Consider the following 13,723-nt stretch of genomic DNA (forward strand, 5'->3'; position numbering starts at 1 on the left):
ACTGTAATATAAATGATTTCTTAATTATAACAAAGGTTACAAAAAAGTAGAGGGGATAAATCTGTCTCTCTCTAAAGTAGTTTTTTATAGAAAGTCACATAAAGAGAAGGTGCAGTGACTGTCGAAGTATTGTAGCATAAAAAAGAACTCGCCAGACGTATGACAAGTTCTTTAGTGTGCTATTGCTGAATTGCTGCATCTAAAGCGATTTCAATCATTTCGTTAAATGTAGTTTGACGCTCTTCAGATGTTGTTTCTTCACCAGTGAAGATATGGTCGCTTACTGTTAATACAGATAATGCATTTACACCATATTTAGCTGCTAATGTGTAAAGAGCAGTCGTTTCCATCTCTACTGCTAATACACCGTAATCTCCAAGTTTTTTAACCATGTCCATGCTCTCACGATAAAATACATCTGCTGTTAATACGTTACCAACACGAACGTGTAATCCTTTTTCTGTTCCAGCATCGTAAGCTTTCTTTAAAAGATCAAAGTTTGCAGCAGGAGCAAAATCAAAACCTGGGAATGTTAAGCGATTCATATTAGAATCTGTACAAGCCGTCATCGCAATAATAATGTCACGTACCTTAACATCTTTTTGAATTGCACCACATGTCCCAACACGAATTAAATTTTTCACTCCGTAGCTTTGAATTAATTCGTTTACATAAATAGAAATAGAAGGAACACCCATACCTGTACCTTGAACAGATACACGCTTTCCTTTATAAGTTCCAGTGAAACCTAACATGCCACGCACGTTGTTATAACAAGTAACATCCTCTAAAAATGTTTCAGCAATATATTTTGCACGTAATGGATCACCAGGTAATAGAATAGATTCAGCAATTTCGCCTTGTTTTGCTTCAATATGTACACTCATGAAAAATCCTCCTTATAATGTATTGATAGAAATCAATATCATTTGCATTATACACTACGACTCCTTTCAATTAAAATCTTTTTTATTTGTAATATGTGCAAAAGAGGAGGATTTCATAAATCATAATCTAGAATATATATTTAAGAGGTTTTGCATGGATAAAGACAATAAAAATGGTAGGTGATATTTTGAAAAATCTTGTCATTGGGCTTATTGCACTAGTACTTATTGTGGCAGGAGGATTTTACATAAAAAAATATCAAGAAACTGTAGAAACGACCGGAGATGTTCAAGAAGTGAAATGGGATGTGAAGAATAAAAAGGGAAATGAAAAAGTCGATATTTCGTTTCAATTGCTAAATAAAATGAATAATGAAGTTCGTGGTGTGAACGATCAAATTCGAGCAGTGATAGTGGATGGGAATTTGAAAAACATACAACAAACGAAGCCTATATTTGCTGGAAATGGATCGTATAAGCTATCTTCAGATGTAGCAAAAGGTGAAGAGTACACGATATTTTTGTATGAAGATGAAAACAAGTCCGTGGAATCATTTTCTAAGAAAGATTTTGGTGAAGAAAAAAAGGAGAAAAACAAGGACAAGAATAAAAAGAAACTACCTGTCGATACTGTACTTACAAAAAATATAGGGGAGCATCAAGTGTCTCTTTTATTTGGTGCATTACATCCGAATGAGGCAACGACATTAACATTTCAGTTTCAAGCGAAAAAGGGAGAAAAGCTGAAATTAAATTCAGGGAGAGGTGAAGTCAACACTCTATATATCGTTGATGAAACGAGGAAACATTTTTTATATGCCATTCCTGTTGATACGGATGAACAATTACAATATCGTATTACATTTCCAGAAGAAGGAACATATAAAATATGGGGGGATTTCTATATAAATGGTAAGAAGTATGAAAAGGAGTTTAGTATACAAGTGCAAAAACGAAAAAACAGCTAAGTACTTAGCTGTTTTTTCGATTTCCTATTAATTTTGTTACAGAGAGCATTGTAATTGGTAAAGAATGATTCTTTCGAAATGCTAAATATTTTCCACTCCATGCAGGTTTGTATTTTTCTTTGAAATGTCGTAAACCGCTGAAGCTATATGTGTAACGAACGTTATTAAATATTGCAGCAGCAACTCGTTCAGACCAGAACGATTGCGTTGATAAACCGACATTTGAGAGTGGTGCCATACCAATATTAAAGGAATGGTATTCATTTTCTTTTGCCCAGTGGAATAAGTGGATAAAAATTGCATCCATAATTCCGCTAGGGGCATCTGGATAATAACGCATTAAATCAACAGATAATATGCCACTTTGATATACTGGCATAAAGGTTGTGAATGCAATGATTTTTCCCTCTGCATCAGATAATGTAGCGATAGGGGCACGACTAATATACTCACGATCGAAGTACCCAAGTGAAAATCCTTTCTCTTTTTTTCCGCCGAGCCAAGCATCAGACACTTTCTTTAATTCCTTGTATAATTCGTCTGAGAATGGTGGCTCATGAATAGAGAATGTATAACCTTCTCGTTCAAAACGGTTGAAAGTAGCTCGCATACCAGCACGTTTTTTTCCTGTTATTGTAAAGGTATTTAAATCAACGACAGCCTCTTCGCCAAGTTTAAAGAAGTTGTAGCCGAAATCGTGGTATAAGCTCATCCATTTGCTTTCAATTTGATAGAATACGCAAATATACCCAAATCGATCAGCTTCAGCTAAAAATTCTTGTAACACAGTGCGGTAGGAGGATGGATCACCAATTGGATCACCTAGTACAACAAGACGTTTTCCAGTAATTGAAAAGAGAAGAAGTGCTTTTCCGTCACTACTGAAGAAGAACTGTTTATCTCCTAAAAAACCTAAATGACTAAGTACGTTCCCACCATGTTCATCTAAGAAGTTTTCTAACCTTTTATCATTTGCTGGTTGCCCGGGAAATTGACTACGGTAACGATTGGCAATTAGTGAACCGATAAGTAAAAAAGTAGGAACGAAAAAGGCTGCTGCTAATGCACTTCGTTTAACTTGTGTAATATTTCGAACGACAAAATCAGGTTGGAACGCTTCTTTTGCACCCGCAAATAAAATACCTAAGTTTTTATATAAATATAACGTAAGTAATAAGAAGATAAACACTTTTACGATGTCAGAAAGAGAGACTTCCATTTTCTCGCGTACAAATCTTTTACGAAGCATATACAACACAGCAAGTACGATTAATAAAATAAAGGTTTCTTCAATATCAATTCCTTTTAGGGTATTAAAAATTGCTGCTCCAATTAAAGAAACAATCGTCATATAGTAAGAACGCTTTGTTCCATAATATATGCCTCGCGAAAGAATCAGGAGGAGAATACCGAATGTTAATGATAAGCTAAAAGAAAATTGAATAAGGTGCTTTGGAGCTAAAATATGTAAGGCGTGAGCTCGATTTATACTAGTCGGTAAAATTGTTGATAGAATAACCATTAAGCCAGCGAATACGGTTAAAGCGGCGGATGCCCATGAACCTAATTTCCCTAAAAAATCACGTTGTAAAGTCCAAATTACACCAGTTGTTTCTAATGCAGGTGCAATAAATGGTTTATCTTCAATTTTTTTTATGGCCGCTCCTGTCATTTCAAATGCTGCAAAAATGAGACCAAGGCAGAATGGTAAGATGTAATAGACAAGTCGATATAATAACATAGCGGGTAGTAATACGCCTGTATCAACTCCGTATTGTCCTAGTCCGGTTAAGAAAACAAGATCAAATGAACCAAGGCCACCAGGGACAAGACTTACGACACCAGCTAAAGCAGCAACTACATAAACACCTAAAAACTTTTGAAATTCGATATCAATTCCAAACAATATTAAAATGACGTACATAACGATACCAGCAGATACCCACTCGACTAATGAAACTAATGAATATAAAACAGTTGGATTTTTCTCTTCTTCTTCAGTCTCTTGTCCGTCTAGCTGTTTTGTTTTTCTATTTTTAATTTTAGAAAACCCAATATATATAGGAACGAAAAGAGCAAAGAAGATAAGAACAGGCCATAACCACGGTTTTTCGTGCAGAATAAAACTAGTGTCTAATATCCCAATAAGGCCGAGGAATGACAGAATGGCTAATCCGTTAATAAAAGCGGTTGTCATCCAAGCAATGCTTTTAATAAGTTTCCCATTCTCTTTTATATGTGGACGATAGAGCATTGTACGTACACCGGCACCAACAAGACCACCAAAACCGATAAATCCATTTAAAGTGTTTGCAATCCATGAGATACGGAAAATCTTTTGTACAGGTATATCTGCTTTTAAGTAACGAAGCATAACAAAGTCATAAAAGAACATTGTTGAAACGGCAAATGCACCGAGTGTAATCGCTAAAAATACCCCACCAGTTGGAATGTTTTTAATTGTTTCAATTGCTTCTAAAAAAGAAATGCCCGCTAATTCTTTTTTAGCTTGAAAGAAAACAATTGTTAAGACAACAAATGGGAAGATTATTTTCCCGATTTGTAAGAAACGTTTCCATGAAAACGACATAAATACAACTCTCCTTGTGTAAGAAAACTGAGACAATAATATTATTATGACAAACTTCAAGAAAAATAAAAAGGTAAATTCCTGTATAGGGAAGCTATTTTTTATATAGGTTATATTTAAAAGAATATTTCGTTTATCAGAAAATTAAGTTAAGATAAGATGAAAGAAGGAAGAGAGGGGAAGTAGATGATTATAATAGGTTATGCAGGATATGAGTTAGAAAAAGCAAAACCGAATACATCAGAAGATTTTTTTAATAGATCTGAAGTGACATATATATTAAATAATCAAGAAAAAACCTTTTCTGTCTTATATGTTCGATATTTTGAAGAAATTTTACAAGAAATTATCCCTTTTGAAGGAAATCCAGTTTATAAAGTAGAAGAACAAGACGTATATTTACGAGATATTGTAGCGATCGCTTGTTTAGTGAACAATAAAGAGCTACGCGCGCAGAAGCGCTTGTATCTCAATGAAGTAACAGACTTTCAACGATACTTTGACGAGGGAACAGTGGTGAAAGTACAAGAAATATTAGCTGAATTACATAAAAATAAAAGAGTAGAAATAGCGTAAAACGGCAAAGGAGAGAGAAGCCATGTCTAATTTGATGGTTGAAAATCAAACAGAACAAGTTTCTATATTTTTAGAAGATGTAATTTCCTTGATAACTAATTATGTGAATTATCATACGTTACCTTCTTTATTGGAGGAGACACCAACAGGAAACGAGCAATATTATAAAGGTATATTAGCATCAATAAGAAGACTTCTTGTTTTTTGTGAAGAAGGACTTGATGCATGTTTTGTTTTGTTGAATGGCCAACCATTTCGAAAGACCGCAGCTGAAAAAGTTTTATATAAGATTTACCATCAAGTAATTGCAGAGTTTTTTTCGCCAAAGAATGATCATTGGTATGAAAATAGTCGTTCTGCTTATACAGGGAAAAATTCTATTGTTTTTCAGCAAATCCCTCCTGTATCTATAGAACGAGTGATGAAGGAGTTAGAAGGGAAATTTCAATTGATGCGTGAAGAACTAGAATATTATGAGACAGATTACCAAACAAAAATGTTGCACAAATATTAATTAAGGAAAAGAAGCTAAGGACACTTAGCTTCTTTTCCTTTTGTACAGTTATATAAGGGATTTTCATTGAATATATTTAAGTGGATAGCAATAAGGAGGTGTAACATGAGTCAGCAAGGTGTATTTACAGATTACTTTCATGAAGTAGAAAGTTGGTGTGAAAGTGTTCTTCACGTATTAGATGGCCGTGCAATGGAAGTGTATGATGTCCATATGCTTGCTTATAAAATTCAGACGTTATTAGAGCGTATGAAAGAGCATGAATACGACACAGATGCCGAGTTTATGTATGAAATAAGTGAGGATGTAGAACATATTCAACACCATTTACAGGAAGTATTTATGCAAGAAGGAGAGGAATATGAACTATGTGAAAGAGGGGATAGCGAACGAGCTGTTCCGATTGGGGGGCATACCCTTCCGCCATTACCTTATCCATATAATGCGCTAGAACCGTACATTTCACGAGAAATTATGATGTTACACCATGATAAACATCATCGTAGTTACGTGGAAGGATTAAATAAAGCAGAGAAGATGATGGAAGAAGCGAGAAAAACAAATCAATTTGATTTAATTAAGCATTGGGAAAGAGAAGCGGCTTTTCATGGATCAGGTCATTACTTACACACGATATTTTGGAATAATATGAAAAAAGATGGGGGCGGGGGTCCACGAGGGGCATTATCACAAGAAATTGAGAAGGATTTTGGGAGTTACTTACGTTTCCAAAAACATTTTACAGAGGCGGCCTCGAAAGTTGAGGGGTCTGGATGGGCAATCCTTGTATGGGTGCCTCGGTCCGGAAGATTAGAAATTTTGCAAAGCACGCTTCATCAATTGTTTACACAGTGGGATACGATACCACTCCTTGTACTGGATGTATGGGAACATGCGTATTATTTACAATATCAAAATCGAAAAGATGAATATATTAAAAATTGGTGGAATGTTGTAAATTGGCCAGATGTAGAAAAGAGATTTGAAAGTGCGAAGCAAATTGAATGGACACCGTATTAGACGCATATCCTATGCGTCTTTTTTAGTGGAGGTGGAAGGAAGATTTCGTTCATAATTTAAAAGGCCAAGCATACACTTGTACAAAAAGTGCCAAAAGGACGTGGGGGGAAATATGAGACGAATTTGTATAATAATTACGCTAATTATAATGTACGCAAGCGTTATGCCGATTCCTGCATATGCAAAAATGAACGGTGGTGTCAGTGCTCGTAACGCAGTCTTAATGGAACAACAATCCGGTCGTGTTCTATATGGAAAATTAGAACATGAGCCACAAAAAATTGCTAGTATAACAAAAATTATGACAGCATTGTTAGCTGCTGAATCAGGAAAAATGAAAGAGTTAGTATCGGTTAGTAATGAAGCGGTACGAGTAGAAGGATCGGCAATTTATTTAAAACCTGGACAAAAAGTGAAGCTAGAAGATTTAGTTTACGGATTAATGCTTAGATCTGGTAATGATGCAGCACAAGTAATTGCTGAAAATGTGGGAGGGAGTATAGAAGGGTTCGTATATTTAATGAATGAAAAGGCGAAAGAAATCGGAATGAAAGATACACATTTCTCAAACCCGCATGGCTTGGATGGGGATGGATCGCATTATTCGTCGGCTTATGACATGGCATTATTAACGAAATATGCAATGGGGAACGAGACCTTTAAGAAAATTTTTGGAACAAAAACGTATAAATCAGATTCTTGGGATTATCCGTGGAAAAATAAACATAAGCTTGTGACATCTTATTATGAATTTGCAACAGGGGGAAAGACAGGTTTTACGAAGAAAGCAGGACGGACGCTTGTCACAACAGCTTCAAAAGATGGACTAGATTTAATTGTCGTAACTTTGAGTGCTTCTAGTGACTGGGATGATCATATGAATTTGTTTGATAAAGGCTTTGAACGCTATAAGCAAGCGAAAGTTTTAGGACAAGGCGCACTCGCTGAAATAAATGAAAAGAAATATGCCAATCATGTTTATACGAAAAATAGTTTTTCTGTACCTTTAACTGAAGAGGAAAGAAAGAGCGTGTTATTGAAAGTTGAGCTCGATAAAAGTGAAAAACTTACGGATGGAGTAAAGATTGGGAAGACAGAAATTTATGTAGGGAACGAGAAAGTTGGAGAACGAAATTTGTTTTACAGTAAACGAAAGTTAGTAGCTACAACGGGAATGTATTGGAATAATGTAAAAGAAATCTTCTCTTACATGATAGGTGTTGGGATAGATGGTTAATCTCGTATGGGCAGCGATGGCAGTTATAGGGATTGTGTATGCCATGATAAATGGAACGATGGAAGAAGTGACCAAAGCAGTGTTTGAAGGGTCAAAAGATGCTGTAACGATTTGTATTGGACTTATTAGTGTTTTAGTATTTTGGCTCGGTTTAATGAAAATTGCTGAGGAAGCTGGATTGTTAAAGAAGTTAGTATCACTTTTTATGCCGATAGTAAAAAGATTATTTCCAGAAATACCGAAGGATCACCCGTCAATGGGATTCATTTTATCAAATATGATGGCGAACTTTTTTGGGTTAGGTAATGCAGCAACACCTTTAGGTATTAAAGCAATGGAACAACTGAAAGAGTTAAATGGTGGAAAGGATTCAGCAAGTCGTTCTATGGTGACGTTTCTAGCATTAAATACTTCAGCAATTACATTAATTCCGACTACTGTCATTTCAATTCGAATGACTTATGAATCAGCAAACCCTACTGAAATCGTTGGCGTAACATTTATAGCACAAGTGTTATCGATGATTGGAGCGATTTGGATTGACCGCTATTTTTACCGGAGAAGGAGTAGAAAGGGGCGGAAAAAATGAGTATTGTAAATACAATTTCATTATGGGTAATTCCTTGTGTAATTGGTTTTATCCTTTTGTATGGCACGATAAAGAAAGTTCCAACGTATGAATCGTTCGTTGAGGGCGGAAAAGAAGGGATTCAAATTGCGGTTTCCATTTTGCCGTTTATGGTTGGAATGCTTGTATCTATTTCTATTTTCCGGGCATCAGGTGCTTTAGATGCGATGATATCGGTAATGAAGCCGATGTTAGACTTTATTCATGTACCAGCCGAAATCGTTCCACTTGCACTTATACGTCCGATTTCGGGATCTGCTGGTTTAAGTATTACGACCGATTTAATCGCTACATATGGGCCAGACTCGTTTATTGGTAGGTTAGCTTCAACGATGCAAGGTAGCACAGATACGACTTTTTATATATTAACAGTATACTTTGGGGCTGTCGGTATTAGAAAAATGGGAGATGCATTAAAGGTGGGACTTTTTGCGGATTTAATCGGAATTATTTGTTCGATTGTGTTTGTTTCCCTATTGTTTCGGTAATGCTATTCATTTTTTTCGCTATTTCGCTTATAATAGGTATACGACCACTATTAACGTGTAGTTTAATAGTGGTTTTTTTATGCGGTATTTTTGACAAAATGGTGAACTTTTATCGTGGACAACATGAAAAAGTGTAAATAATAATAAAGGGTGAAAACGTGGTATAGCCTTTATACGTTTATTATCATTGCTATGTTGTTAAAGATAGGCGAAGTAAATGGCATAAAGCTTAGGCGGTTGCCAAGTCTTTCTAATGTAAGGTAAGATAAATTTGAGGTGAAAAAAAGAGATGGAACGATTACAAAAAGTGATTGCGCAAGCAGGTATTGCATCGAGAAGAAAGGCTGAGGAATTAATTCAGCAAGGGAAAGTGAAAGTTAATGGAAAAATAGTGAAGGAGTTAGGAACAAAAGTAACTCCTCAAGATAAAGTGGAAGTAAATAACATCCCTCTTGAAAAAGAAGAACCTGTTTATTTTTTACTATATAAACCAACTGGTGTAATTTCAAGTGTATCAGATGATAAAGGAAGAAATGTTGTAACAGACTTTTTCCCTGAAATTAGACAACGTTTATTCCCAATCGGACGCTTAGATTATGATACGTCTGGCGTATTATTGATGACAAATGATGGTGAATTTGCAAATGTATTAATGCATCCGAGATATAAGGTTGAAAAAACGTATGTTGCGAAAATTAAAGGGCCATTAACAGGTGATAAAATTCGCATGTTAGAACGAGGTGTTGCATTAGAAGATGGGAAAACAGCACCAGCACAAGTGAAAATTATTTCTTGGGACAAGCGTAAAGAGATGGCGATTGTACAATTAACGATTCATGAAGGACGTAACCGTCAAGTACGCCGCATGTTTGAAGCGTTAGATTGTAAAGTAATGAAACTAAAACGTGAACGTTATGCCTTTTTAGAAGTGGGTAGCTTGCGTCCTGGTGATGCAAGAGAATTGACACCACATGAGGTGAAACAATTACGTGCATTGGCTTCTACAAAGCCTCGCTAATTTATATTGTGAAACTTTCACCAGTGGAATGCTCCGCTGGTGATTTATTAAAAAATACATATATTTATCACTCGTCGAAGAGAGGGGAGACAATATGAAAAAAAATCGCTTATTATTTCGTGTTATCATTTTGCTCATTTTAAGCGGTGCGGTAGGGTTTACGCTATATCAAGGATTTTTTACTGATAAAGAGAAAATGCAAATTGGAAAAGAAGCACCTAACTTTGTTGTAACTGATTTAGAAGGAAAGAATATAGAATTAAAAGATTTAAAGGGAAAAGGTGTATTTTTAAATTTTTGGGGAACTTGGTGTAAACCTTGTGAAAAAGAAATGCCTTATATGAATGAGTTATATCCGAAATATAAAGAAAAAGGCGTTGAAATTATTGCCTTAGATGCAGATGAAACGGATATCGCAGTGAAGAACTTTGTGAAACAATATGATTTGAAATTCCCAGTTGCAATTGATAAAGGGCAAAAGATCATAGGTACATATGGAGTAGGCCCATTACCAACAACCTTTTTAATTGATAAAGAAGGCAAAGTAGTAGAGCAAATTATAGGTGAGCAAACGAAGGAACAATTGGAAGAGTACTTAAAGAAAATTACTCCATAATTAAGAAAGCCTTTACATAAGAGGTGCTTACGTATAGCGCCTTCGCTTTAAAAATTCTGAGTATTACGGTAACTCTAAGCTGGAATATACAATAGTACATATAGATAAAAGGGCGGTGAGAGCTTTGAAAGAAATTAAGTGTGAATGTGGACATGTTAATCCGATAGGAACCATTTTTTGTGAAGCATGTGGGAAACCATTTGAAAGTAATGAAAATATGAAATTATTGGATATGAGATATGAGGGGAGTGCCCGGAGATCTCTCACACATACAAAAACGATAGTCGATAAAATTTGGAGTTTTTTCTCTTCTGTAAAAGTAGGTGTATGGTTAATTGTAATAACTTTAGCTGCATCGGCAATAGGAACTATCTTTCCCCAAGAAATGTACATAACTCCAGGAATCGAACCAGCTGAATATTATAAGACCGAGTATGGATTTTTAGGACAATTATACTATCAATTAGGATTTAATAATTTATATGGATCATGGTGGTACATGATTTTAATTGCTTCCATTGGTATTTCACTTGTTATATGTAGTTTAGACCGTGTCATTCCTCTTTATAAAGCTTTAAAAAAACAAGGGGTGAAAAGACACCCAAGTTTTTTAAAAAGACAGAGAGTGTACGGGACTGGTACGCCGCATAAAGGTGACTTAGAACGAGTTCAAATTAATTTAAAGAAACGTAATTATAATGTGAAAGAGGAAGACGGGAACGTTTTAGCGGAAAAGGGACGTTTTTCCCGTTGGGGTCCATATGTAAACCATATTGGTCTTATTATCTTTCTATTCGGTGCAATGCTACGTTTTTTACCGAGTATGTATGTAGATGAAGCACTTTGGTTACGTGACGGTGAAACGAAAGAAATACCAGGAACAGATGGTCAATACTATTTGAAAAACGAAAAGTTTATCAAGGAAGTTTATGATAAGAGTAAGGATAAAGAAGTTTTTGATGAAGCAATTGATCGTGTTGGTGATAAAATGATTGCGAAAAACTTCCAAACAAATGCTGTATTATATAAAGCGGTAGGAGAAAATATAGCGGGTCAAAAACCAAAATTAGAAAAGATAAAAGAAGCTGAAATTCGAGTGAATGAGCCACTGAAATTTGATCGATTTGCTGTTTATCAAGTGGATTACAAAGAAAGTGAGTTTAAAAGCATGTCTTTCCATTTGCAAAACAAAGAAAATAATCAAAAGTGGGGACCGATTAAAGTAGATTTAGCGAATCCTACAGAAAAATATGATTTAGGAAATGGGCATTCTCTAGAACTATTAAGCTATTTTCCTGATTTTTATTTTGATGAGAATGGAAGGCCGAATACGAAAACAAAATTACCGAATAATCCTGCATTCGTCTTTAAAATGTTTACCCCGGAAACACCAGATGGTGAAGTTAGTTTCGTCGGTATTCAGCAAAACATAGAGCCTGACGGGAATAATAAATATAAAATGTCATTTGCAGGTGTGGAAATGCAAAATGCAACAGCTCTTACAGTAAGAAAAGATTTGACGCTTTGGATTCTCGGTATTGGAGGATTTATATTTATGGTTGGTGTGATTCAAGGTATGTATTGGAACCATCGCCGTATTTGGATACAACGTGTTAATGATGAATGGTGGGTTGCAGGCCATACGAATAAAAATTGGTTCGGCTTAAAGAAAGATATTGAAAGAGTACTAGAAGGAACAGCGATTCCACAACCACACGATAAAATGAATGATAAAAAAATTAGTTAAGGTGGGGAAACGATATGGTACAAATAAGTAGTAATTTTCTGTTCGCCGCGTTCATCTTATATTTAATTGCAACTTTATTTTTTGGAGGATCAATTAAAGAAAAAGGTCATAAGTGGGCAAATATAGGTATAACTATAGCAATTTTAGGATTTATTGCGCAAATAGTATATTTTATTACAAGATGGATTGCATCAGGACATGCACCCGTTAGTAATTTCTTCGAGTTTGGTACCTTCTTCGGTATGATGCTTGTGGGAGCTTTTATCATTATGTACTTTGTATATCGTGTAAGTATTATTGGTTTATTTGCTTTACCGGTAGCTCTTTTATTAATCGCTTATGCAAGTATGTTCCCGAGAGAAATTTCGCCGCTTATCCCATCTTTAAAGAGTAATTGGCTACATATTCATGTAACGACAGCGGCAGCGGGACAAGCAATATTAGCAATTAGCTTTATTACAGGCGTAATGTATTTACTGAAAAATGTAGATCAATCAACAAGAAGTAAGCGTACATTTTGGTTAGAGACAGTAGTTTTCACACTTGTTTGTACAGTTGGATTTATTGGAATAACAACGGTATTTTCTAGTATGAAATACGAAGCGAAGTTTCAATGGATTGATAAAAATGAACAACAAGTTGAGATGAAGTATAATCTCCCTGCTTTAGTTGGACCGCATGAAGGGAAGTTAATGACAGAAAATAAATTAGAGCCAACAGTTGAAGTCCCGGCGATTGTAAATGCGAAAAAATTAAATACTGTTATTTGGTCCGTGTTAGTGGGAACACTACTTTATATTGTATTAAGACTTGTTTTACGTAAGCGAGTGTCAGCGGCACTTCAGCCGTTAGTAAAGAATACGAATAGTGATTTATTAGATGAAATCGGATATCGTTCTATTGCGATAGGATTCCCAGTGTTTACATTAGGAGCATTAATCTTTGCAATGATCTGGGCTCAAATCGCTTGGACGCGCTTTTGGGGTTGGGATCCAAAAGAAGTTTGGGCACTTATTACTTGGCTCTTTTATGCTGCGGTATTACATTTACGTTTATCTAAAGGATGGCATGGAGAAAAATCCGCCTGGCTTGCAGTAATTGGTTTTGCAATCATTATGTTTAACTTTATTGTAGTAAACTTAATTATCGCGGGTTTACATTCATATGCATAGAGAAATAAAATAGGAGAGTGTATGTCACTTTCCTATTTTATTTTTGTCAACTTTTCTTCTTTTTTGAGAAAAACATGACAAAGTAGTGGTTGATTCTGTAAAATGATGTCGAGGACCAAATATACTGTTCAAAAAAAATACATAGTTTTGGAAAAAAAATGAACAAACTTTATTATTCTTGTGAAGCATAATATGGGAAGTGGAACGTTAAAAAATGCTTAATTAAACGAGGATAGGTGCAACATTATATTGTAGAAGGGTA

General features: G+C 35.3%; 13 protein-coding genes. 11 read left to right on the forward strand and 2 right to left on the reverse strand.

Going from position 1 to position 13,723, the window contains the following annotated elements:
• Window positions 1–179: 179 nt before the first annotated feature.
• A complete protein-coding gene (gene deoD / locus MHI07_RS07200) occupies window positions 180–887 on the reverse strand; it encodes a purine-nucleoside phosphorylase (RefSeq protein WP_002158622.1) in 708 nt (235 codons plus the stop codon).
• A gap of 173 nt (window positions 888–1,060) precedes the next feature.
• On the opposite strand from deoD, the gene MHI07_RS07205 reads away from it, so the two are divergent.
• Window positions 1,061–1,855 (forward strand): hypothetical protein, encoded by a 795-nt coding sequence (locus MHI07_RS07205; RefSeq protein ID WP_016100369.1) that lies wholly within the window; start codon window positions 1,061–1,063, stop codon window positions 1,853–1,855.
• Between the two features lie 4 nt (window positions 1,856–1,859).
• Here MHI07_RS07205 and mprF read toward each other — a convergent pair whose 3' ends face one another.
• Entirely contained in the window at window positions 1,860–4,445 is a 2,586-nt protein-coding gene (mprF, locus tag MHI07_RS07210) for a bifunctional lysylphosphatidylglycerol flippase/synthetase MprF (RefSeq protein ID WP_340822794.1), read from the reverse strand.
• A gap of 186 nt (window positions 4,446–4,631) precedes the next feature.
• Here mprF and MHI07_RS07215 point away from each other — a divergent pair, with 186 nt between their 5' ends.
• The 10 genes from MHI07_RS07215 to resC all read left to right on the forward strand — a co-directional run bounded on the left by MHI07_RS07215 (window position 4,632) and on the right by resC (window position 13,461).
• Complete coding sequence (locus MHI07_RS07215; RefSeq protein ID WP_002158619.1) at window positions 4,632–5,021, forward strand: hypothetical protein; 390 nt, start codon at window positions 4,632–4,634, stop codon at window positions 5,019–5,021.
• 22 nt (window positions 5,022–5,043) lie between these two features.
• Window positions 5,044–5,535, forward strand: coding sequence for a YpuI family protein (locus MHI07_RS07220; protein WP_002149419.1), 492 nt, complete (start codon window positions 5,044–5,046; stop codon window positions 5,533–5,535).
• Between the two features lie 105 nt (window positions 5,536–5,640).
• Window positions 5,641–6,555 carry a superoxide dismutase gene (locus MHI07_RS07225; protein WP_340822799.1) on the forward strand — a complete coding sequence of 305 codons (915 nt, stop codon included), beginning with the start codon at window positions 5,641–5,643 and terminating at the stop codon, window positions 6,553–6,555.
• A gap of 112 nt (window positions 6,556–6,667) precedes the next feature.
• Entirely contained in the window at window positions 6,668–7,792 is a 1,125-nt protein-coding gene (locus MHI07_RS07230) for a D-alanyl-D-alanine carboxypeptidase family protein (RefSeq protein ID WP_002158617.1), read from the forward strand.
• Complete coding sequence (gene spmA, locus MHI07_RS07235) at window positions 7,785–8,381, forward strand: spore maturation protein SpmA (RefSeq protein ID WP_002086662.1); 597 nt, start codon at window positions 7,785–7,787, stop codon at window positions 8,379–8,381. The genes MHI07_RS07230 and spmA overlap by 8 nt, the downstream gene beginning before the upstream one ends.
• Window positions 8,378–8,908, forward strand: a complete 531-nt coding sequence (gene spmB, locus MHI07_RS07240; RefSeq protein WP_002086660.1) for a spore maturation protein SpmB — start codon at window positions 8,378–8,380, stop codon at window positions 8,906–8,908. The genes spmA and spmB overlap by 4 nt, the downstream gene beginning before the upstream one ends.
• A gap of 289 nt (window positions 8,909–9,197) precedes the next feature.
• A complete protein-coding gene (gene rluB / locus MHI07_RS07245) occupies window positions 9,198–9,926 on the forward strand; it encodes a 23S rRNA pseudouridine(2605) synthase RluB (RefSeq protein WP_002064494.1) in 729 nt (242 codons plus the stop codon).
• 94 nt (window positions 9,927–10,020) lie between these two features.
• On the forward strand, window positions 10,021–10,542 hold the full coding sequence (gene resA, locus MHI07_RS07250) for a thiol-disulfide oxidoreductase ResA (protein ID WP_002064495.1): 522 nt from the start codon (window positions 10,021–10,023) through the stop codon (window positions 10,540–10,542).
• A 124-nt stretch (window positions 10,543–10,666) separates the two neighbouring features.
• Window positions 10,667–12,289 (forward strand): cytochrome c biogenesis protein ResB, encoded by a 1,623-nt coding sequence (gene resB / locus MHI07_RS07255; RefSeq protein WP_340822804.1) that lies wholly within the window; start codon window positions 10,667–10,669, stop codon window positions 12,287–12,289.
• A 14-nt stretch (window positions 12,290–12,303) separates the two neighbouring features.
• Window positions 12,304–13,461 (forward strand): cytochrome c biogenesis protein ResC, encoded by a 1,158-nt coding sequence (resC, locus tag MHI07_RS07260; RefSeq protein ID WP_016104313.1) that lies wholly within the window; start codon window positions 12,304–12,306, stop codon window positions 13,459–13,461.
• Window positions 13,462–13,723: the final 262 nt, after the last annotated feature.

The organism is Bacillus sp. FSL H8-0545 (assembly GCF_038006105.1).
In the GTDB taxonomy this organism is placed as follows: domain Bacteria; phylum Bacillota; class Bacilli; order Bacillales; family Bacillaceae_G; genus Bacillus_A; species Bacillus_A cereus_U.